The sequence below is a fragment of the Pseudomonas sp. NUPR-001 genome, from assembly GCF_052147955.1.
Taxonomy (GTDB): domain Bacteria; phylum Pseudomonadota; class Gammaproteobacteria; order Pseudomonadales; family Pseudomonadaceae; genus Aquipseudomonas.
Window position 1 is genome coordinate 2,622,354 of record NZ_CP197353.1, and the last position, 22,782, is coordinate 2,645,135.

The 22,782-nt window shown below is 60.7% G+C and carries 14 protein-coding genes; 6 read left to right on the plus strand and 8 right to left on the minus strand.

All coding sequences use genetic code 11. The annotated features are described in order from the left end of the window. Window positions 1–129 precede the first annotated feature (129 nt). The 5 genes from ACP6KB_RS11950 to ACP6KB_RS11970 all read right to left on the minus strand — a co-directional run bounded on the left by ACP6KB_RS11950 (window position 130) and on the right by ACP6KB_RS11970 (window position 8,233). Window positions 130–2,376, minus strand: a complete 2,247-nt coding sequence (locus ACP6KB_RS11950) for a FepA family TonB-dependent siderophore receptor (protein WP_442113924.1) — start codon at window positions 2,374–2,376, stop codon at window positions 130–132. A gap of 290 nt (window positions 2,377–2,666) precedes the next feature. Continuing rightward, window positions 2,667–4,112 carry a curlin gene (locus ACP6KB_RS11955; RefSeq protein WP_442113925.1) on the minus strand — a complete coding sequence of 482 codons (1,446 nt, stop codon included), beginning with the start codon at window positions 4,110–4,112 and terminating at the stop codon, window positions 2,667–2,669. Between the two features lie 16 nt (window positions 4,113–4,128). Beyond that, window positions 4,129–4,602: a curlin gene (locus tag ACP6KB_RS11960; protein ID WP_442113926.1), complete on the minus strand. Its 474-nt coding sequence runs from the start codon at window positions 4,600–4,602 to the stop codon at window positions 4,129–4,131. Between the two features lie 17 nt (window positions 4,603–4,619). After that, a complete protein-coding gene (locus tag ACP6KB_RS11965; protein WP_442113927.1) occupies window positions 4,620–6,851 on the minus strand; it encodes an Ig-like domain-containing protein in 2,232 nt (743 codons plus the stop codon). Window positions 6,852–6,886: 35 nt separating this feature from the next. Continuing rightward, the gene (locus ACP6KB_RS11970) at window positions 6,887–8,233 is read right to left on the minus strand and encodes a hypothetical protein (RefSeq protein ID WP_442113928.1); all 1,347 of its coding nucleotides are present in this window, start codon (window positions 8,231–8,233) and stop codon (window positions 6,887–6,889) included. 237 nt (window positions 8,234–8,470) lie between these two features. Between ACP6KB_RS11970 and ACP6KB_RS11975 the strand changes: the two genes are divergently transcribed. From ACP6KB_RS11975 to ACP6KB_RS11995, 5 genes are all read left to right on the plus strand, one after another. Continuing rightward, window positions 8,471–9,940: a sensor histidine kinase gene (locus tag ACP6KB_RS11975; RefSeq protein WP_442113929.1), complete on the plus strand. Its 1,470-nt coding sequence runs from the start codon at window positions 8,471–8,473 to the stop codon at window positions 9,938–9,940. A 160-nt stretch (window positions 9,941–10,100) separates the two neighbouring features. Continuing rightward, window positions 10,101–12,884: a multicopper oxidase domain-containing protein gene (locus ACP6KB_RS11980; protein WP_442113930.1), complete on the plus strand. Its 2,784-nt coding sequence runs from the start codon at window positions 10,101–10,103 to the stop codon at window positions 12,882–12,884. Window positions 12,885–12,899: 15 nt separating this feature from the next. After that, entirely contained in the window at window positions 12,900–13,880 is a 981-nt protein-coding gene (locus ACP6KB_RS11985; RefSeq protein ID WP_442113931.1) for an SCO family protein, read from the plus strand. A gap of 108 nt (window positions 13,881–13,988) precedes the next feature. After that, window positions 13,989–15,485, plus strand: a complete 1,497-nt coding sequence (locus ACP6KB_RS11990) for a sensor histidine kinase (protein WP_442113932.1) — start codon at window positions 13,989–13,991, stop codon at window positions 15,483–15,485. After that, on the plus strand, window positions 15,454–16,884 hold the full coding sequence (locus tag ACP6KB_RS11995; RefSeq protein WP_442113933.1) for a sigma-54-dependent transcriptional regulator: 1,431 nt from the start codon (window positions 15,454–15,456) through the stop codon (window positions 16,882–16,884). The genes ACP6KB_RS11990 and ACP6KB_RS11995 overlap by 32 nt, the downstream gene beginning before the upstream one ends. 41 nt (window positions 16,885–16,925) lie before the next feature. Here ACP6KB_RS11995 and ACP6KB_RS12000 read toward each other — a convergent pair whose 3' ends face one another. The 3 genes from ACP6KB_RS12000 to ACP6KB_RS12010 all read right to left on the minus strand — a co-directional run bounded on the left by ACP6KB_RS12000 (window position 16,926) and on the right by ACP6KB_RS12010 (window position 20,388). After that, window positions 16,926–18,119: a hypothetical protein gene (locus tag ACP6KB_RS12000; RefSeq protein ID WP_442113934.1), complete on the minus strand. Its 1,194-nt coding sequence runs from the start codon at window positions 18,117–18,119 to the stop codon at window positions 16,926–16,928. Between the two features lie 73 nt (window positions 18,120–18,192). Then, window positions 18,193–18,660, minus strand: a complete 468-nt coding sequence (locus tag ACP6KB_RS12005; RefSeq protein ID WP_442113935.1) for a VOC family protein — start codon at window positions 18,658–18,660, stop codon at window positions 18,193–18,195. A 108-nt stretch (window positions 18,661–18,768) separates the two neighbouring features. Next, complete coding sequence (locus tag ACP6KB_RS12010) at window positions 18,769–20,388, minus strand: NADP-dependent glyceraldehyde-3-phosphate dehydrogenase (protein WP_442113936.1); 1,620 nt, start codon at window positions 20,386–20,388, stop codon at window positions 18,769–18,771. A 139-nt stretch (window positions 20,389–20,527) separates the two neighbouring features. Here ACP6KB_RS12010 and ACP6KB_RS12015 point away from each other — a divergent pair, with 139 nt between their 5' ends. Beyond that, window positions 20,528–22,768: a putative bifunctional diguanylate cyclase/phosphodiesterase gene (locus ACP6KB_RS12015; protein WP_442113937.1), complete on the plus strand. Its 2,241-nt coding sequence runs from the start codon at window positions 20,528–20,530 to the stop codon at window positions 22,766–22,768. Window positions 22,769–22,782: the final 14 nt, after the last annotated feature.

Consider the following 22,782-nt stretch of genomic DNA (forward strand, 5'->3'; position numbering starts at 1 on the left):
AGTACGGGGAACGTGATCGTGTTGAATTAATGCATGGCTTTTGAAGTAAATTCCTACATTTAAGCGGGGCATTCAGGGTGAAGCCAGGCGCGGCCGCAAGCCATCGAGCGGCGCGCCACAGTGGCTTAGTTAGAATGAAGTGGTAATGGACGCGTAATAGGCTCGTCCGGCTTCGTTATAGGTCAGGGCGCCGGCTTCATCGGCGTTACCTTCGCGATACAGGCGCTTGTCAAACAGGTTGTTGACGCCTATCCGCACGTTCAGGTTTTTATTGAAGGCGTAGCCGCTGCTGATACCCATCAACCCATAGGGGTCAACCTCTTTGCGGACCTTCGGATCAAGCGCTTCGTTGGCCCGGGCGTTGTAGCTGGGGGCCTCCTGCTTGCCATAGTAGGTGCCATTGAGCTGGAACGAGAGCTTGTCGGTGGCATTCCAGTCCAGGGTGGAGTTGACCGTGTACTCGGGGATGATACTCAGCGGTTCGCCGGTGTTCTTGTCTTCGGAGTCGATCATGTAGGTGAAGTTGGTGTTCCAGTCCAGGCTGGGGGTGAGCGCAATGAACAGGTTGCCTTCCACGCCTTGCACCAACGCCTTGCCGGTGTTCTCCCAGCGCAGGATGCGACGGCCGTTGGGCAGGCGGAACAAGGCCTGGTTACCAGCTTCGATCTTGTTCTTGTAGTCGTTGCGAAAGTAGGTGGCGCTGGTGCGCCAGTTACCTTTGTCGTACGCCAGGCCCAGCTCTTTGTTGACACTGGTTTCCGGGTCGAGGTTGGCGTTGCCCAACAGGTAGCAGCCACCGATGTTGGTCTCGCTGCTGTTGCAGCCACCGCCACGGCTGTAGAGCAGGTAGTTGGGGTTGGCCTGGTACAGGTTCGGGGTTTTGTAGGCGCGGGCGATGCCGCCCTTGAGGCTCAGCGCTTCAGTGATTTGATACGAGGCGTTCAGGCTCGGGCTCCAGTTGCTGCCGAAGTCTTCGTGATGGTCATAGCGCACACCCGGGGTGATCACGGTGTTTTGCCCGACTTCGATGTTGTCCTCGACGTACAGGGCAAAGCTGCGGGCGGTGGATTTGGTTTGGGTGCGGTCGAAGCCAGGCAGTTCGGCACCGGGATCGTAGCTTTGTGGACGCAGCGAACCGGGGTCGTTGAGCGACTCGTAGAGGTACTCGCCGCCCAGGGTCAGCACCTGCTCGAAACCGCTACTCAGCGGCAGATTGATTTCACCGCTGGCGCGCGTATTGCGCAGGCGCGATTCAAAGCGCCCGGCGCCACCCGACGGGGCGCCTTCGCCCCAACCGGCGAGGCCTTCGTTGAGGCGGTCGTTGCGGGTCAAGTCATACGACAGCGATGCAGTTGAAGTGCCCCAGTCATAGTCGCCGCGATGGGTCGCGGCGAAACTGGAGCGCTGCATAACGTTGGTTTCCTTGCCAACCTGGCTTTCAACGAACTCGCCACCCGCGTTGAGCATGGTGTCACCGGCAAAGATGTTGCCCTGACGGCTGTAGCTCGATTCCAGCTCAAGGATATTGGCCGGATCGATTTTCCAGCTCAGCAGGCCGTTGATGTCTTTGTTGCGCACGCCTTCACGGCCGGCCATCAAGGATTCTTCATAGGCCTGGTGTGCCGAGTTGATGCTCATGTCATCGGCGTCGGTTTTGTTCAGGTTGGCGTAGACGCGAAAGGCCAGGCTATCGGTCAGTGGTCCGCTGAGGCTGAAGTTGACGCGTTTGCCAGTGCCTTCGGCATCGTCTTCGGGGAACAGCGTGTACAGGGTCATGGCTCCGCGCAGTTGCTCGGTCGGGCGCTTGGTGATGATGTTTACCACCCCGCCCATGGCCCCGGAGCCGTAGCGTGCGGCGGCCGGCCCGCGCAGGATCTCGATGCGCTCGACTTCTTCAGCCGGTACCCAGTTGGTTTCGCCACGGGTGTCACGGTCGCCACTCCAGCCATAGCGCACGGCGTTGCGCGAGGTCGAAGGCTTGCCGTCGATCAGGATCAAGGTGTTTTCCGGGCCCATACCGCGCAGGTCGATCTGGCGGTTGTTACCCCGGGCGCCGCTGCTACTGTTGCCCGTGAGATTGACCCCGGGCTCGCGGCGGATGATGTCCGACAGGTCATTGACCGGTGGGCGCCGCTGGATGTCTTCAGCGGTAATGATCGAGACCCCGGGCGCTTGTTTGAGCTCTTCTTCGGCGGTGCCCAACACGCGGGTATTTTCCAGCTCGATGGCCTGCCGGCTGCCGGCAACCGGCAGGTCGGTTGGTTGAATCTGAACTTCATCAGGCTGCGGCTGCAGTTCGGCTGCGTAGAGACTCGGGGAGCCCAGTGTTGCCAGCAAGGCAATACTCAAGGGGCTGAGGGTGAAGCGCGACGCCATGTCAAAAATCTCCTTGAACAAAGGGTGAGCGGGGCGTGCAGCAGGCAGCCCTCGCTTCAGGCGTCGAGAATGATAAGGATTAGCATTTGCGTGTAAAGCCTTCGAAGCGAAAATAAAATATTAACGATTCGGCGGCGCAGGCTCTAAATCGGAGGTGGGAGCGGGCCGGATGCAGGAGCCAGCGATGTCTCCGGTCCATACACCAAGAAAAAGGACCACAGCCACCCCCATCGGTGACTGTGGCCAAGCGGGAAAAAGCGCGGAGAAGGAGAACGTCGGGAAAATCCGTGTTACTGCTGCAATACCGTGGCCTGGTTGCCCATACCAAACTGCTGAACAGTCGCGTTCATACTGGCACCGCTCTGATCAACCGACGCCTGGTTGCCCGAGCCACCCTGGGTCACGTAGGCGACGTTGACACCATCGGTCTGCTTGATGATGGCGCTGTTGTTGTCACCGTACAGTTGCCAGGTGGAGCTCTGGTTGCCAGTGCCGGACTGGTCCAGCTTGACGCTGTTGTCCATGCCGGCGCTGGAACCGGTGGCGTAGTTGCTGGTGCCGCGTTGATCGGCAATCAGCAGGTTGTCGGAACCGTTCTGTTCAAAGTACAGCTCGTTGTTGTTGGTGGTCTGGGTCAATTCCACGGTGTTGCGTTCGCCGTTCTGGCTCAGGTTGGCCAATTGATTCATGCCCTCCTGGGTGAGGTTGGTGCTGTTGCCGGTGCCGCTCTGGGTGATGACCGCGCCCTGGCTGCTGCCGAACTGGCCACCGGCTTTGTCGCCTTTCCAGTTGCTGGCCAGTACCTTGTTGCCGATACCGCTGGAGCTTACTTCCAGCACGTGGTTGTCACCGGTCTGGTAGGTGAAGCTGACGTTGCCGGAGCCCGACTGGGTGAGGGTTGCCAGCGAACCGGTCGATTCGTACTGGTCGGCATAGATGGCGTTGACGTCACCGGTCTGGAAGATGCTGGCTTTGTTGTTTTCACCAAAGCTTTGGTCGATGACGCTTTCGTTGGTCAGGCCATTCTGGGTGACGGCGGCCCGGCTGTCAGCCTGGGTGTCCTGCCAGATTTCCGTGGAGTTGGAGGAGCCGTTCTGATCGATGGAAAGGATGCCGCCCTGGCCTTCGCGTTGGTCACCGTAGGCCCAGTTGCTGTCACCGTTCTGATGGATGCCGATCTGGCCGTCGTTGTGGTTGATGTGTTCGGCAGCGCTGTAGTTGTTGGTACCGGTCTGCACGCTCAGGGCGTTGTTGGCGTTACCACCGTTGAACTGTTCGACGAAGGCCCGGTTGTCGTTACCGTATTGCTGGGTGGTGCCCTGGCTGCCGGTCTGGCTGTCTTGGTAGACGAAGGTAAAGTTGCCGCTGCCTTCCTGGGTTTGTTGCACGGTGTTTTCAGTACCCAGCGACTGGCTGGCATGGGTGTTGTTCAGCGAGCCTTGCGATTGTTGGTTGATCTGGCTGCCGAATTCGTACAACTGCTCGGCATAGCCGGCGTTGTATTCGCCATTGGTGCTTTGTTCAATTCTACTGTTGCCACCCTCTTGCTTGGCGGCGTGGTTGTTGCCGGTGCCGACCTGGTTTTGCGTGGTGCTGCTGAGGGGCGCGGCGGTCTGTTTGACTTCGGCGATGTTCTCGGTGCCGGACTGGTTCTGGGTCGACAGGCTGCTGTCAGCCATGGCCTGACCGGCAAGGCACAGAACAATGGCGGCGCTTAAGGGAGCGAGCTTGAACATGGTGGTGCCTCCAGGTTTAACGGTATTGGTTGACTTGCACACGCTGGCCATTGCCTGCCTGAACTACGGAGCTCTGAAGCCCCGAGCCGGTCTGGACGATGCTGGCGTTGTTGCTGTTGCCGTATTGCTCGATGTTTGCGCGGTTGTTGCTGCCGCTCTGAGCAATCGAGGCACTGTTGCCATAGCCTTGTTGGTTGATGGTGGCCATCAGGTCGTTGCCTTGTTGCAGGATGTACGCCTCTTGTGAGCCACCGGACTGCACGATGCGGCCGAGCAGGGTTTGCCCGTCCTGGCCGATGGCGGCGCGGTTGGACTGCCCGTTCTGTTCGATCTGCGCCTGCTGCCCGGTGTTGCCGGGTAGTGGTTGCAGGGACAGCGGTTCATCGAGGTCGCCACCGGGGCCGAGGTCGGCGTTGTCCATCAAGTCGTCGGCCATGGCGGCCTGACCGATGAGGGTCAGGCAGAGCAGCAAGGTGGTCAGGCGCGCCATGGTCATGTCTCCTGCGTTTACTGCACGGTTACCGGTACGGTACGGACGGTGCCCTGGCTACTGCGGATGGTCGCCGACGGTGCTGCGGTCGGGATCACCGTGGTGCTGTTGCTCACCGTCAAGCGCCAGCGCCCAGTCAGCGGTACCGTGGTACTGCCGAGGGTGACCAGCCCGGTCGGGGTGGTGACCTGTACGGTGATGGTGTTGCCAGTGGTCACCGACGAGGTACCGGAGACGTCCCAGTTGTAACGGTTGTTGGAGCGCGCCGTGACGGTTGCCGCAGTGACCGCGAAGGTCTCTGCGGCAGGCCGTGGCGACACCTGTACGGTGACGGTGGCCGGTGCCGACAGGGCGCCGAGGCTGTCGCGGGCGATGTAGGTGAAGGTGGTTGAGAACGCCGCCGTGACGGAGGCCGGTGGGGTGTAGGTGATCTGACTGCCATCGGTGGTCACGGTGCCGCGTCCGGGTGCCGGCTGGGTGACACTGGCGACTGCCAGAGGGGTGTTGCCTTCGGGGTCTGTATCGTTGAGCAAGACGTTGATCGGCAGTGCGACACCCAGGGTGGCAGCAGTGTCGGCGTTGGCGACGGGCGCCTGGTTTGGCGCGACGTTGACGGTTACGGTCGTAACCTGCGACTTCATCCCTTTGTTGTCCTGGGCACGGTAGGTGAAGGTCGCGGTCATTGGCGCGTTGACCACCGCGGGTGGGGTGTAGACCACTGCGGTGCTGCCGCTCATGGCGACGGTACCCTGGCCGGTGGTGGGTTGGGTGAGGTCGCTGATGCTCAGTGGTACGTTGTTGTCCGGGTCGCTGTCGTTGCTCAGCAGGTTCAGGGTCAGCGGCACGCCGAAGCTGGTGCTGCCCTGGTCGGCTTGAGTCACGGGCGCCTGGTTTTCCGCTTCGACCGGGGCATTGCCGACGATCACTACCGCTTCAGTGTCGCTGCCACCGGCGGCGGACTTGACGGTGACAGTAGCGGGTGGCTGGGTCAGGTCATTGACCGTCAGGGTTTGCACGGTGCCGGACTTGGACAGGCGGCCATAGCCCTGGGCGACCAGGTCTGGGACCTGTACTTCGTCGCTGGAACTGGCTTCGATGCGCAGGCGTTTGTTGGCCCAGTCGTAGCGCGCGGTGGTGACCTTGACCACGTCGCTGAGTTTGCGCGAGAGCGCGGTGGGGCGGTTCACGCCGGTCGGGTCGGTGGCGGTAACCACAATCACCGGAGGCGGTGCGGCGTTGCTCAGGTGGTTGGCGAAGAACAGGCCGTTGTTATCGGCGAGCAAGTTGAACTGGCAAGGCGAAGGCGGTGTGCCCGGCACCAGCGCCAGAGTTTCGCGGAAGCACAGGGTGGCAGTGTTCGGTGCCTTGGCGAACACTTCTACCCGAGTGCCTGCGGAGGTGCGCCGGTAGCTGGCACGTTCCAGTTCTGCAGCAACCTGGCTACGTGCGTCGAGGACTTTGCCGGACACGGTGAACAGGTTGGTCTGGATGGTCCCGGCCGGGCCCTGGATACGCACGAAGTTGGTGTTGAACGGGCTACCGATAACCGCTTCAGTCAAGTTCGGGTCGCCGATGAAGCTTTCAGTGGCGCCGGTGTCCGGGTTGATTTCGGTGTAGGGGCCGCCGACGCCGCGCAGGAACGGGCCGACTGCACCATTGAGCGGGCCGCTGAAAACCCCCGGTGCTCCGATGCCGACGTCGCGGGTGATGTTGATCGCGCGCCGCCCCGGGGTGGTGACGTTAACGGTCTCGACCCCATAAGGGTGGGTGATCACGTAAGTACCGGCTTGCGGAACAGAGACCCGGATACGGATACGGGCGAAACTTTGCTGGTCGCCATCGACCGGGTTTTCGGCGGCGAACGCCGCTTCCAGACCGGCGACATACACGTCCAGTTCATAGCCGCTGTTGCCTACCTCCGGAATCGAGGTTTCCGCCAGGTACCAGAACATCTCTGGTGGCCAGTTGTCCGGGAACACCAATGGCAGTGCATCGTCATACACGCCCGGCTCAGGCAGCAGGGTGCACATGTAAGCTGGCGGTACCGAAACCGGTACCCGCGAGCTTGCTGCCCTTGACTGGCACAGCTCCATCGACAGGTCATTGTGGTCCTGGTACCACATCGGGTAACGCCCGGTGGCCAGGGTATAAGGGCCGGGATCGACCGCTTTGAGGCCGGCCCAGGCACTGCCGGCCAGCGAGAGGGAAAGCCCGGCTGCGCACAGCGCCAGGCGTGGCCAGTTATTCATGCTGCCTCCTGCTACGGGACGTGGCGTAATGATGTTCATGGCACGAGCACCACTTCTTCGCTGTCGCTACCGCCATTGGCGCTGGTCACCGTGACCGTGGCCGGCGGGATTGGCGAGAGCCCGGTGGTGAGCGTCTTGACCGCGCCATTGCCGCTCAGGGTGCCAATGGCCGCGCCGTTGCCGGTGCTGGCAATCAGCGCTGGTGGACTGGTTTCGTCACTGGTCGAGGCGACCAGGGTCAGTTGGCCGGACGCCAGGCTGAACTCGGCGCGCTGGATTACCACCAGGTCGGTCAGCGGCAGGGTCAGGGTGGTCGGCGTGCTGCTGGGAATCGCCAGTTGGTTGTCGGCAGTCACTTGCAGGTTTAGCGGCAACGCCGGGTTCAGCGCCGACTGGGCGTACCAGGCACCGGTGGTATTGGCTTCGGTGAGGTTCAGGTTCGGGGTCTGGCTGATCAGCGTTGCAGTACCTGGAGGCGGTGGCGCCTGCACGAAGACATCTTGCTGGGCGCGCAAATTGCCGTCTTCGCTGTGGCGCGAATAGGTGCTGCGCTGGGCAATTACCGGGGTTGGCCGCACCACCTCCGAGAGCTTGCCGGACACCGAGAACAGTGTGGTGCGCAGGTCCAGGCCGTTTGGCCCTTCGATGCGCACGAAGTTGGTGTTGAACGGGCTGCCGGTTACCGCTTCGTTGAGGTTAGGGTCGCCGATGAAGCGTTCACTGGCACCGGTTTGCGGGTTGGTTTCGGTGTACGGGCCACCTACGCCACGCAGGAACGGGCCGACATCGCCTTTGAGTGCACCGGTGTAGTTTTTCTGCCCGCCGATACCGATATCACGGGTCATGTTGATTGCGCGGCGACCTGCCACCGGTACATCGAAGACTTCGACACCGTAGGGGTGGGTGACGATGTAGGTGCCGGCCGTTGGCACATCGACGCGGATACGCACCCGGGCGAAGCTGACCTGGTCGCCTTCTACGACGTCTTCAGCGGCGAAAGCAGCCTCAATGGCAGTGCCGTAGCTCAGGTCGATGCCACGCGCCGCATCGACAATGGCGGCGTCGGCAGTGAACCAGAACGTCTCGTCGGGGTAGTTGGTGGGGAAGCTGATCGGCTTGGTGTCATCGAACACCCCAGGCGCCGGGTTCAGCACACACATGTACGAGGGCGCACCGGGTGCTCCGGCGACCCGCGAGCTGACCGCCTTGGTCAGACACAGGTCAAGCACCCGGCCGTGGGTGTCCTGATACCAGGCGGCAAAACCGCCGGTGGCCGGCAGGTAAGGGCCGGGGTCGACTTCAAACAACGCGGCCTGGGCCGGCGCCTGAATCAGGCCTGCCAGAATCAGCAAAGCCAGTGGGTGGGGCGTTGGACGGTGCATGAGTGTTCCCTCTTGCAGTGGGGCCCAGGGGCTTGGGTCGTCTGCACAAGGCTCGGCAACTTCCATACCAATATGGCGAAACCCTTATGGGGCCTGGCTTGCAGGAGAATTTGGCGATTTTCAGGGTAATAAATGGCGGGGCCGATGCCCCAGGGTTGGGGGCGATTGGGGGCTGCGCGCGGGGCAACTGAAGGTAACTGGGCTATAACCTAAGAAGTCATTGGCCAGGAGTTCGCGATGGACCTGCAATCACGCCTGGATACACCCCTCATGCACGATGCCTCGAACAGCGAAGCGCCTGTGAAACGTCCCTTCAATTTGTTGCGTTGGTATGCCTTTGTCAGCCTGGCGATCATTCTTTCAGTGGCCGTTGGCCTGGGATTGATCTCCAGCCGTTTCGTCATCAATGAAAGTGTCGAGCGTGACGCGCTGCTCACTGCGCAGTTCATCCAGTCGATTGCTTCGGCCGAAGTACGCCACGTCTCCATCCCCAATGTCCGAACCATGGGCGAGTTGCTGGACCCGCGTCTGGATCAGAGTTTTCCGGACGTCTCGCCGCAAGCGCGGCGCGATGCCCGCGGCGAGTTCCTCGACCATATCGCGCACTTGCCCGACATGCTGCTGGCCAATATCTATGCCCCGGATCGCACGGTGATCTGGTCCAGCAACCCGGCCCTGGTTGGGCGGATGATCGAGTCGGACGAAGACCTTGATCATGCCTTTGAAAACAAAGTACGGGTGTCGGCCAGCTATCACGATGTTGATCAAGCACGCGCCGAACAGAAATTCATCACCCCGCCCGAGCATTTGTTTATCGAGAACTACATCCCCTTGTTTGATGCCGACGGCGAGAATGTCACCGCCATGGTCGAAATCTATAAAGAACCACGTGATTTGATCACGCGCATTGAAAGCGGTTTGCTGATGATCTGGCTGGCCGTCGCGGTCGGTGCGGCGCTGGTCTATGGCGGTTTGTACTGGCTGATGTACCGGGCCAATCGCCATTTGCAGCAGCAGCAAAAACGCCTGATCAACAACGAAACCTTTGTTGCTTTGGGCGAGATGTCTTCGGCAGTGGCGCACAGCTTGCGCAACCCGCTGGCCAGCATTCGCTCCAGTGCCGAGCTGGCCCAGGAGATCGAAGAGGGGCCGGCGCAGAAGAACATCGGTGACATCATCAGTCAGGTCGATCGCATGTCGCACTGGGTGCGGCAATTGTTGCAGTCGTTGCGGCCACTCAATGATGAGGCTCAGGCGGTAGAGCTCGATCGCGTGCTGCAAGACAGCGTGCAAGCGTTCTCGCTGCAGCTCAAACGCCATGGCGTGCAGGTACAGATCGATGCGCTGGGTAATGCCCAGGTATTGAGCCAGCCAGTGTTGCTCGGGCAGATCTTCAACAGCCTGATCGCCAACGCCCTGGAAGCCATGAACGACGGCGGCACGCTGCGCATCGAACTGATTCATCGCAACCGCAAAAACTTGACGTTGCGCTTTTGCGACAGTGGCAAGGGGATGAGCGAGGAGCAGCAACGCATGGCGTTCAAACCGTTCTACACCACCAAGCAGGGCGGGCTGGGGGTAGGGCTGGTATTGGTCAAGCGCATCATGGAGCGCTTCGGTGGCAGCGTGCGGCTGAGCAGCCGGGAGGGCAAGGGCACCTGCGTGCAGTTGAACTTTCGTGTGGCGCGCGAGCCGGTACAGGGTTGAAGGCCCGAATGTGGGGGGATTGTTCCCCCACTTTTGCTAGACGATATGCCGAGAAATCTTTGCTAAGTCATTGAAAATAAGCATGTACATATCTTGAAACAGTTTTGGCTGGGTAATTGCAAATCGACATTACCGGTCTGCCAACACTGGGTGAGAGATCATGAACAAGCGACTGCATTACCCCCTTTGCCTGAGTACCGCTTTGACAGTGCTGCTGGCGGCACAAGTACCCGCCAGCCCGATCGATGATGTCGATCCGCCGGAGCCGAGCGACCCGTCGGCCTACAGCGATGTACCGACGGACCCTGCGGCGGCCTTGAACAACCTGTTGACCCTGCCGGAAGCCAATGTCGGCGCCTTTGACCTGCCTGACGAGGTTGAGGGCGACCGTAGTACACCACGCCAGGAAAACGCCAGGCCGCCGGCGTTGCAGACCTCATTCAATTACCCTACCAACGGCGCGCCGAGCCCGATGTTCGGTGCTCAGCCGTTCAGTCAGCAACTGTTGCTGTTCGAAGAGTTCGGCCCGACCCGCCTGGACCCTACCACCCCGTCGAGCCTGCAGGTGTTTCCTGCCCCGACCACTGGGCCAGCGCCCCAGCAAGACCCACAAAGCATCGCCCGCAGTGCCCCCAGCGGGCCACTGCTCGATGCCTTCCTCAAAGAGCCGGGGCTGACCCCGTTTCCCAGTCAGTACGCCAACGTGGTCGATCGCAACCCCTGGCAAACGCAGATCGAGATGTTCCTGAACCGCCATATCGGCGCCTCGGCCGAAGGGCGGCCGCCGGGAAAAGGCTGGTCGCACCAGCGCTGGAACGAGTTTTACCCGCAGGCGGCGTACAAGACCGTGCAGGCCGGGGCGCGAATCAACGGCGGGCTGCGTGACGCCATGCAAATGCACCATTACAGCGTTGGCGAGTTCGGCCCGGGCGGGTTGTATAACAACACCGCCGGGCAGGCCAATACCCAGGGCACGACCAAGGGGGTCGACACCCGCTTTCACCCCAATATGCCGTTGCAGGATCACAAGTCGTTGTGGACCTTCGACGGCACCCTGCCGGCCAAACTGCTGATGGTGCGTTACGGCCAACCGTTGCTGATGCGTCACTACAACGCCTTGCCAATCGATCCTGCCGCCAACCACGGTTTTGGCTTGCACACCATCAGTACGCACGAACACAACGGCCACTCGCCGGCCGAAAGTGACGGTTACGCCAATGCCTTCTTCTTTCCCGGGCAGTACTACGACTACCGCTGGCCGCTGCAACTGGCCGGTTACGACAGCATCAATACCCGCGCCGAAGACCCGCGTGCAGCGTTCCCCTGCACCCCGGGTGAAAAGCTCTGGGTCAACGATGCCGAGCCCGGGCTCAAGACCTGTAACAACGGCAGTATCCGCATTCGTGGCGACTGGCGCGAAACCATGAGCACCCATTGGTTCCATGACCATATGCTCGATTTCACCGCGCAGAACGTCTACAAGGGCAACGCGGCGATGATGAACTACTACAGCGCGCTGGACCGCGGTAATGAAGCCTTTGAAGACGGCGTCAACCTGCGTCTGCCCAGTGGGTCGGCGTTGTCCTGGGGTAACCGCGACTACGACGTCAACCTGCTGATCGCCGACAAGGCCTGGGGCCAGGACGGCCAGTTGTGGTTCAACCCGTTCAACACCGACGGCTTTCTCGGTGACCAGGTGCTGATCAACTGGCAGTACAAGCCCTTCCTTGACGTGCGCGCGCGCAGCTACCGCCTGCGGATTCTCAATGGCTCGGTGTCGCGCTATTTCAAACTGGCCATGGTGCGTGAAATCAAAGGCTCGGGTGGCGAGTTCCCCGGCCCCAAAGGTTCCGGCGTGTCCTATGCGCGGGTACCGTTTCACATGATCGCCAACGACGGCAACATCATGGAGCACTCGGTGCCGTTTGACGGCAGCATGGACCTCGATGGTGACGGTGACCGGCAGAACCACAATGCGATTCTGCCGACTCAGGGGATTGCCGAACGCTTCGACATCATCGTCAACTTTGCGAAAAACGGCATCAAACCGGGCGACAAACTGTTCCTGATCAACCTCAAGGCGCACGACACCGGCAAAGGCCCGAAAGAGGACATCCCGCTGGCCGATGTGTTGTCGGAGAAGTACCTGGCGGTGATCAAGCAGACCAGCAAAGGCCCGCAGTGGGACAAGGGCGACCCGGCGGTGGGCAAGGTCTTGCAGTTCAATGTCAAAGCCTACAGTGGCCAGGACCTGGCCATGGACCCGGCGGCCTACGAACCGGCGAAACCGGGCAAGGCTGAAGGCAAAGTGATGATCCCGCTGAAGCTGCACCGCGATGCACCGGCTGATCAGGCGCGCCTGGCTCAGGCCCGGCACCGGACCTTTATCTTCGGGCGCTCCGATGGCACTGACCAGGTGCCGTGGACGATCAAGTCCGATGGTGGCCTGGGCTACAACATGGACCCACGCCGACTCAGCGCCGCGCCGCAACTGGCCAGCGGGCCAACGGATGCTGGCTACGCCGGTGTCGGTACCCTGGAGGTGTGGAAGATCCAGAACGGCGGCAATGGCTGGAGTCACCCGGTGCATGTGCACTTTGAGGAGGGCATCATCCTCAGCCGCGGCGGCAAGGCGCCACCGGAATGGGAAAAATGGGCGCGCAAGGACGTCTACCGTATCGGCAACGAGAACGATGGCCTGGACAACGTCGAGGTGGCAATCAACTTCCGCGAGTTTGCCGGTACCTACATGGAGCACTGTCACAACACCCAGCATGAGGACAACTCCATGCTGCTGCGCTGGGACATTGACCACCCCGGCCAACTGCAGTTGATGCCCACACCTTTACCCAGCTGGGATGGCGTCAAGTACATCAACTCCGCTGCGCTGCCGACCTGGCGTAGTGGTGATGGCAAAGGCCCGCAAGTCCAATTAAGCAAATAGCCAACGGGGGTGATCATGCGGCGATTGACTGTCTGGCTTGGTACCGTCGTGCTGTGCTGGGCCCTCCAGGGCCTGGCGCAGGAGGCCACGCCTTGGGGCGCAGGGTATTTTCCCAACACCGCACTGACCGATCAGGACGGTCAAGAAGTGCACTTTTTTGATGACCTGATCAAAGACAAAGTGGTGGTGATCAACTTCATCTTCACCGGCTGCGGCGACTCCTGTCCGCTGGAAACCGCACGCTTGCGCCAGGTCCAGCAACTGTTGGGCGATCGGGTGGGGCGTGATGTGTTTTTCTACTCGATCAGCATTGACCCGCTCAGTGATACCCCCGAGGTGCTCAAGGCCTACGCGGCACGCTTCAAGGTTGGGCCAGGCTGGCGCTTCCTGACCGGCGACAAAGACCAGATCGACGAACTGCGCCGCCGTCTGGGGCTGTTCATCGAAGGGGTCGACAATGGCCGCAGCCGCGACCACAACCTCAGCCTGATTGTCGGCAATCAGGCCACTGGGCGCTGGATGAAGGCTTCACCGTTTGAAAACCCCTGGATCCTCGCCGATCAACTGGCCAACAGCCTGCAGAACTGGAAAACCCCCAGCAGCGAGCAAAGCTATGCCCTGGCCCCGGAGATTCGCCCACCCAGCAGTGGTGAGGAGTTGTTCAGAACCCGTTGTGCGGCCTGCCACAGCCTAGGCCCGGAGGATGGCCAGGGCACCGGTATGCGCAGCGTTGGCCCAGACCTGCTGGGCGTCACCCAACGCCGCGAGCGGGCCTGGCTCAGCCGCTGGATTCGTGAGCCCGATCGCATGCTGGCCGAGCGTGAGGCAGTGGCCGTGGCGCTGTACGAGCAGTACAACCGCGTGGCCATGCCCAACCTGCGTTTGAATCATCAGGATGCTGACAATTTGATTGAATTCCTCGAGCAGGAAAGCCGGCGTCAAGGGGCGCAGGAACAAGCCCGCGCAGGGCAGGCTGGGGGTACTGCTGCACAGTAGAGGCAAAATACTATCAGTGGGCCAGCAACCATTAGAATTGATTTGAAACACCTGCACCTGGCTGGGCTATAAGTTTTAAATAAAAAACAGCCCGCCAGGAAACCCCCGATGCAGGTGCTGAACACGAAACAGGCCGATGAGGGCCGCGACACCCCAGCTGGAACGGATCGGACCTTGCGCGAATTCAACTTGCTGCGCTGGTTTTCGGTGGTCAGTCTGTTGATCATTGCCTCGGTGGCGGTGGGCCTGGGCTATGTTTCGACGCAGTTCGTGGTCAACGACAGCGTCGAGCGCGATGCCATGCTCACTGCCCAGTTCATCCAGGCGATGGCCAAGGCCGAGGTGCGCCATTCGCAAATCCCGCCCGGCACCACCATGGCGCAATTGCTGGATCCGCGTATGGACAAACAGCACCCGGGGGTCAGCGCCGACCTCGCGGCGTCCACTCGTATCGAGTTTCTCGACCACGTCGAGCACCTGCCAGACACCTTGCTGACCAACGTCTACGCCCTGGACCGGACCATTGTCTGGTCGACCAACCCGTTGCTGATTGGCCAGAAGATTGTCGGTGACGACGACCTCGATGAGTCGTTCAACTCGCAAGTGCCGGTGTCAGCCAGCTACCACAAAGCCGATGAAGAACGTGAGGAACAGAAGTTTCAACGCGAGCCCGAGTACCTGTTCATCGAGAACTACATCCCCATGTTCGATGACAGCGGCACCAAAGTGCTGTCGATGGTGGAGGTGTACAAAGAGCCTCAGGACCTGATCCGGCGTATTCAGCGTGGCTATGTGCTGATCTGGACCTCAACCCTGCTGGGCGGCGCCCTGATCTACTTTGGCTTGTTCTGGATTGTGCGTCGCGCGGCGAGCCTGTTGCAGGCCCAGCAAGCGAAGCTGGTGGCCAGTGAAACCTTTGTGGCCCTGGGCGAGATGTCTTCGGCGGTGGCCCACAGTTTGCGTAACCCCCTGGCAACCATCCGCTCCAGCGCCGAGCTGGCGCAGGACATTGCCAGCGAACGCTCGCAGAAAAATATTGGCGACATCATCAGTCAGGTTGACCGTATGTCGCGTTGGGTCCGTGAGCTACTGGTGTCATTGCGGCCATTGAAGGACGATGCCGAAGCGGTTGACCTCAGCGCAGCGGTTGAAGATGCCTGCAGCGCCTACGCCCAGCAGATCGAGCGCAACAAGGTGCAATTGCAGGTCAGTGCGCCGCCTTCGGTATGGGTGGTGAGCCAACCGGTGTTACTCACGCAGATCCTCAATAGCCTGTTTTCCAACGCGCTTGAGGCCATGCCAGGGGGCGGGCGGCTGACCCTGGAAGTGCGTGAGTTGCAGGAGCAGAACGAAGTCCAGCTAACCTTGACCGATACCGGCAAGGGCATGAGCCAGCAGCAGGAACGCATGGTTTTCAAGCCTTTTTTCACCACCAAGCAGGGTGGCCTGGGCGTCGGTCTGGTGTTGGTCAAACGAATAATGGAGCGTTTCGGCGGTGCGGTCAGCCTGACCAGCCGCGAAGAGGAAGGAACCCGCGTAAGCCTGACTTTCAATGTTGCAGCGGGAGGGGATCATGGAGCACAGCATCCTGGTGGTGGAGGATGATGAAATCCTGGCGGAAAATATTCAGACTTATCTGGAACGCAAGGGTTTTGAGGTCACCGTCTGCCATAGTGCCGAACAAGCGCTGGAGCAACTGTCGCAGTGTCAACCCGATGCGGTGTTGACCGACAACTCGTTGCCGGGCATGAGCGGTCATGAACTGATCAAGGCGTTAGCGGAGCGTGCGCCAGAGCTTAAGGTGATCATGATGACTGGCTATGGCAACGTCGAAGATGCCGTACTGGCGATGAAGGAGGGGGCTTTTCATTACCTGACCAAACCGGTGGTGCTGGCCGAGCTCAAGCTGATGCTCGACAAGGCCCTGGCCACTGAGCGCATGGAGCGCACGCTGACGTTCTACCAGGAGCGCGAAGCGCACAAATTCGGTGGCCAATCGCTGATCGGCGAGTCGCCAGCCATGCTTGGCCTCAAGCACACGCTGACGCAATTGCTCAATGCTGAGCAGCGCATGTCCAGTGGTGACCTGCCACCGGTGTTGGTCGAAGGCGAAACCGGTACCGGCAAGGAACTGGTGGCACGTGCCCTGCATTACGACGGTGCTCGCAGCAAGGGGCCGTTCATTGAATTCAACTGCGCTTCGATTCCGGCCAACCTGTTGGAAGCTGAGCTGTTCGGTCATGAAAAGGGCGCCTTTACCGACGCCAAAGACCGGCGGGTCGGGCTGGTGGAGGCGGCGGATGGCGGCACCCTGTTTCTCGACGAGATCGGCGAAATGGACCTGCTGCTGCAGGCCAAGCTGCTGAAACTGCTGGAAGACCGCACGATTCGCCGCATCGGTGCGGTCAAGGAGCGCAAGGTTGACTTGCGCATCATCAGCGCGACCAACTGCAACCTCGAGCAAATGGTGCAGCAGGGCAAGTTTCGTCGCGACTTGTTCTTTCGTCTGCGCATCATCTCGATCAAGGTGCCCAGGTTGTATGCCCGAGGTGAAGACATCCTGTTACTGGCCCGGCATTTTCTCGCCCTGCACGGCAAGCGCTACGGTAAAACGCATTTGTATTTCAGCCCCGAGGCCGAGGAACTGCTGCTCAATTACAGTTGGCCGGGCAACGTGCGCGAGCTGCGCAACATGCTTGAGCAAACTGTGTTGCTTGCGCCGAGCGAAGAAATTGCGCCGCACCAGCTCAATGTCTGCATGAGTCTGGTCGATGAACCCTTTGAGCTGCCGACAGCGGTGTTGCCCCATGAAATCAATGGCACCGGGGATGTCCCTACGTCTACCAGCCTGCCTGAGGTGGAGCGGGAAATGGTGCGTAAAATGCTCGACCGCACGGATTGGAACGTCACCAAGTCGGCCCGCCTGCTGGGGCTGAGCCGTGACATGTTGCGTTACCGCATCGAGAAGCTCGGGCTGAGCCGGCCAGATAAACGTCAGTGGTAAGTGCCTGCGGCCGCCCTCGGTATGCGCCGAGGGGGCCGCGATCACTCACGGCCGCGCATGAAGAAGCCTGCCACGTACTTGCGGAAGGTTTCCAGGCTTTTGAAGTCGGCATAGCGCTTGAAGGTTTCGCCTTCAGGTTCTGGCCCCAGCGGTTGTGCCGTCAGCGACACCGACAGGACGCGGTCCTGGTCGGCGCTGAGCACCAACGCATCGGTGCCCTGGCCGCCAATCACCGGGCGGCGCAGGATCACCTTCACGCCTTTGCTGGCCATCCAGTCGATCAGCGAAATGAGCATCTTTAGCGGCTCACGTTCTTCATCACGGTACACCGGGAAAAAATGCCCGCGTGACAACACCGGGACGCTGGCAACATGAATCAGCTCATAGAACTGGCTGCCGGCGCTGGCCGGTGAATAGATGGCCAGGGCCAGCAATGGCCCGGAGGTTTTACTGCCGCCCCACAACAGGTGGTGGCCCTGGAAATCGAATCCGTCATCGCTGCGATCGTTGTAGACCTTGCGTGCCTTGAACTGACTGACGCAGTCGAGCATCAGGCCATAGCGGCGATGGTTGCCGAAGGCACTGGAGTCGCGCAGACGTGCCTTGAGCATCATCATGTGCTTCATGTCCAGGCGGGTTTCCAGGTAGTTGCTGGCAGGTACCCGCTCAATCAACGGATAACGGCTGGCGACACTGCGCAGTTCGGCAAATTGCCCGCTGAGGTCTTTCTTCAGGTGCGTGGCATAGACGTTCAAGCCACCGGCTTCGACCCAGGTCAGCAGCAATGACAGCAAGCGCTGTTGTTCGCGTTTCTCGCCACCTTCAGCCGGTTCGCCCGTGGTGCCTGCAGCGCTGCGGCGAAAGTCGCTGAGCAGGCGCAACGGGGTGTCGGGAGGCAACCAGGCGGCTGGCGCAACGTCGGTGTCTTGCGGGCGGGCAGTTTCCCGCTCGTCTTTGATGAAGGCGCAGTCAGGCGCATGCTCGGCGGTGCCGGGGTTATTCTTCAAGAACAGCGTGCCGGTGTTGCCATTGAGATTGACATTGAGCACCGGCAACGCGCGCGGCTGGCAATCGCAGGCCAGCCAATGCCCGTCGGCGCGAATCTTCAGCAGCAACTGATTGGCCTGCAACAGGCGCGGACCTGCCAGCGTGCCCTGGACGAAGCCACTCAGCAGTTCATCCTCGGCAGGCGTCAGGGTGCGCACCAGCACGGCATTTTTTTCAATAATTCGCATGGCAGTCCTTAGCGGCAAGCTTCAAGCTGCAAGCGCAGTTGTACACGTGCTTGCAGCTTGCAGCTTAACGCTTTCAACTTCCAGCAAACAGCTTGGCAGCGCGGGCGCGGATTTCTTCTACCGAGACATCCTCGACGTGCGAGGAGATGAACCAGAGATTGCCGAACGGGTCTTTCAGGGTGCCACTGCGGTCACCGTAGAACTGGTTCTCCACGGCCCTGAGTTCGGTAGCGCCGGCCTTGATGGCCTGGGCAAAACGGGCATCGACATCCTCGACATACAGGTGCAGGCCGATGGCCGCGCCGCCGAGCGACTGGCTGCTGACCAGGCCGCCTTCCATATCGCACGGGTCGGCCAGCATCAGCGACGAATCACCGATTTTCAACTCGGCATGGCCGATACGGCCATCCGGTCCTTCCAGTCGGAACATCTCGACTGCGCCGAACGCAGCTTTGTAGAACTCGATGGCCTTACCGGCATCTTTGATGCCCAGGTAAGGGGTGATGCTGTGTTGTCCTTCGGGGATTGGTTTGACGGCCATTTTGTAGATCCTCCTTAGCGCGCCGCGAAGTGGAGGGCGCGAAACTGTATATTTGTACAGTTTCGCGGGTTCGGCAAATCAAAATCCGCGGCGCTGGACGGACGGCAGTCAGAAGATGTAATCGGTGGTCAGGAAACTTGAGTCACGGTTGCGGATGATCTCGCTGATCAACTGCTTGTTGGCCTCCTGGAATTTGGTGGCCACCAAGGTGCGGATCGAGAACACGCGCAATGCGTCATGCACGGACAAGGTGCCTTCGGCGGAGTTCTTGCGGCCGTTGAACGGGTAGGTGTCGGGCCCGCGCTGGCATTGGGCGTTGAGGTTGATACGCCCGACCTGGTTGGCGAAGGTGTCGACCAGGCGTCCGACTTCGGCTGGGTTGGTGCCAAAAATACTCAACTGCTGACCGAAGTCGGAGTCCAGCACATAGTCGATGACGGTGCTCAGGTCGCGGTAGGGCACCACCGGCACCACAGGGCCGAACTGTTCTTCCTGGTACACACGCATCTGCGCGCTGACCGGGTAGAGCAGGGCGGGGTAGAAGAACGAGCCACGGCTGCTGCCGCCCCCCTCATTGAGCACCCGCGCGCCTTTTTCCACCGCGTCGGCGACCAGGCCGTTGAGGTAGTCGATTTTGCCGGCTTCGGGCAGTGGCGTCAGGCTCACACCCGGCTCCCAGGGCATGCCTGGTTTGAGCGCGGCCAGCTTGCGCTGGAATTTGTCGAGAAAGGCCGCTACCACCTGCTCGTGGACGAACAGAATCTTCAACGCTGTGCAACGCTGGCCGTTGAACGACAGGGCACCGGTGACGGCTTCGCTGACGGCGTTGTCCAGATCGACTTCCGGCAACACAATCCCCGGGTTTTTGGCGTCCAGACCGAGGGCGGCGCGCAGCCGATGTGGCCGTGGGTGAAGTTTTTTCAGGTCGCTGGCGGCCTTGTTGGTACCGATAAAGGCGAACACATCAATCTTGCCGCTGGCCATCAAGGCGCTGACGGTTTCGCGGCCGCGGCCATAGATAACGTTGATCACCCCGGCCGGAAAACTGTCGCGGAACGCTTCCAGCAGCGGACGAATCAACAGCACGCCGAACTTGGCCGGTTTGAATACCACGGTGTTGCCCATGATCAGGGCCGGAATCAAGGTGGTGAAGGTTTCGTTCAGCGGGTAGTTGTACGGCCCCATGCACAACGCCACACCCAGCGGTGCGCGGCGGATCTGGCCGAGGGTGTCCTGCTCGAGCTCGAAGCGGCTGGAGCGCCGGTCGAGTTCCTTGAGGGCATTGATGGTGTCGACGATGTAGTCGCAGGTGCGGTCGAACTCTTTCTCCGAGTCTTTGAGGTTTTTGCCGATTTCCCACATCAGCAGTTTGACCACGGCCTCACGTTGTTCACGCATTTTTTTCAGAAAGGTTTCGACATGCTGGATACGCTCGGCGACCCGCATGGTTGGCCATAGGCCGCGACCTTTGTCATAGGCGTGTACCGCCGCATCGAGGGCGGTGAGGGCGGTGTCGGCATCGAGCAGTGGTGCACTGCCGAGGATCACTTGCCGTTCCTCATTGCCCTCTTTGAGCCAGACCGGGCTGCGTACCGTCGCCAGTGGCCCGTCCCAACGTTCTAACTGGCCATTCACCAGGTACTCGCGTTGCTCCAGAGGCTCGCCCAGGCGGTAGGCCTCGGGGATCTCGTTGGCAGTGGGAAACAGCGAATCGAGCAGACGGTCCATGGGCGCAGCACCTCTTTTTCTGTGATGGGTGAAACGTTTCAGTTCGAGCATAACGCCAGCCTGCTAAAAAAAGCCAGCCTCACTCAATATTGTTCCGTGAATGCCGATAAAGCAGTAATCCGCCGCGAATAATGGACCTATGAGCTCGAGAATTCTCGCCCTTGGTAATAAATGGGTCCTGCCTGCGTCCCTGGGCATCACCCTCAATCGCTTGTTGCCGATCGGCTTTGCGCTGATTGGCATTGGCTTTTCCGTGGCCCTGGGGCGTCTGGATGTGCAGCGCCAGGAAAGCGAATTGGTGGCCAACGCGGCGGCGCGGCTCTCGGGTGTGCGCGCGGCGCTGGAAGCACAGTTGCGTTCGGCGTTTGGTGAAACCGAAGGCATTGCGCAGTTGCTCAGCGCCGACGGGCAGATCAGTTCCGAGCACTTTCGTGACATGGCGCGTCAGGCGATGGCCTCGGTGCCGCATATCCGCCACGTTTCCCTGGCCCCGGGCGATGTGATTGCCGATGTCTACCCGTTGACTGGCAACCGCAGTGTCATCGGCCTTGACTACCGGCGGTTGCCCGACCAATACCCCATGCTGCAACGTGCGCGCGACCATTACAGTCCGGTGCTGGCCGGCCCGGTGCAGCTGTATCAGGGCGGGCGCGGGCTGATCTACCGGCGACCGGTGTTTCTCAAGGGACACAAGGGCGTGAAGATGTACTGGGGCAATGTCTCGATCGTTGCCGACATTGACCGCTTGCTCAGTGCCGCTGGCCTGGATCTGGACCCAGGGTTCGAGATGGCGCTGCGTGGCGCGGATGGTCAGGGTTCGGCGGGCGGAATGATCTGGGGTGACCCGAACCTGTTCGACGAACATGCCGTCACCGTGAATGTCGATGTGCCGGGCGGGCTCTGGCAACTGGCCGCGCGCCCGTTGGGTGGCTGGCCGTCGATGAGCCTGTTCGCCTCGCCGCTGTTTCTGTTTGCCTTGACCTGCACCGGCTTGTTCAGTGTGTTCGTCGCTCAGCTCAACCGCAGCAATCGCCTGATTCATTTGCGCAACCATGAACTCAAACAATCGCAGGCGCAATTGGAGCGGCTCGCGCATTTTGACTTGATCACCGGCCTGCCTAACCGGGTGTTGTTCAATCAGCGCCTGACACAGGCGATCGGTGGCGACAAGCCGTTGGCGGTGCTGGTGCTGGACATCGACGGCTTCAAACAGGTCAATGACAGCCTTGGGCATCCGATGGGCGATCTGTTGCTGCAACAGGCCACGGCGCGTTTCGTGCAATTGGTCGATGATCAGGATGGCCTGTGCCGCCTGGGTGGCGATGAGTTTGCCTTCTTTCTAACCGGTGCCGAACAGGTGTGTATCGAGCAGGTGCAAGGCCTGTTGCAAGCGCTGCAGCTGCCGTTCGAACTCAACGGTAACGCCGCATTGGTCACCGGCAGCATTGGCCTGGCCTGGTGCCCCGAACATGGTCAGAGCAGCGATCGTTTGCTGCGCCATGCCGACACCGCCATGTACGCGGCCAAAGAGAGCGGGCGCAATGCCTGGCGCTTGTATCACCCCGACATGACCCTGCGCTTGCAGGCACAGCTGTCGTTGGAGCACAACCTGCGCAGGGCCCTGAAAAGCAATGAGTTCGAGTTGTGGTACCAACCCAAGATCGATTTGTTCAGTGGCCGCGTCAAAGGCGCTGAAGCGCTGTTACGTTGGCGCGACCCGCAGCATGGCCTGGTGTCGCCGGCGCAGTTCATTCCGCTGGCCGAACGCACGGGGCTGATCATCCCCTTGGGTGAAAAAGTGCTCGATCTTGCCTGCGCACAGATCGCCGCCTGGCGTGCCGCCGACTGTTTGCCGGGACCGGTGGCAATCAACGTTGCGGCCTTGCAGATTGAGCGCAGTGACTATGTAGCCAGCCTGTCGCAGATGCTTAAACGCTACGATTTGCCCGCTAACCTGCTGGAGGTGGAAATCACCGAAAGCCTGCTGATGGAAAGCCAGCAACAGGCCTGCGCGGCCCTGGCGCAATTGCAGGCCATGGGGGTGGCGACTGCCGTGGACGACTTCGGCACTGGCTACTCATCGCTGGCTTATTTGAAGTCCTTACCCATCGATCATTTGAAAATCGATCGGGCTTTCATCAAGGACTTGCCCGGTGATGATGACGCGGTGGCCATTACCCGCGCAATCATCGACTTGGGGCACGCCCTGGGCTTTCGCATCACTGCCGAAGGCATCGAGACCCTGGCTCAGTATCAGTTCCTGCGCAATGCCGGATGTGATCAGGGCCAGGGCTTTTTGATGGGGCGACCGATGCCTGCCGAGGCGCTGCAGGCCTGGTTACAGGATCACCAGACCTGGCAGCTGCAACCCTGCAACTGACGATGCTCGAGGCT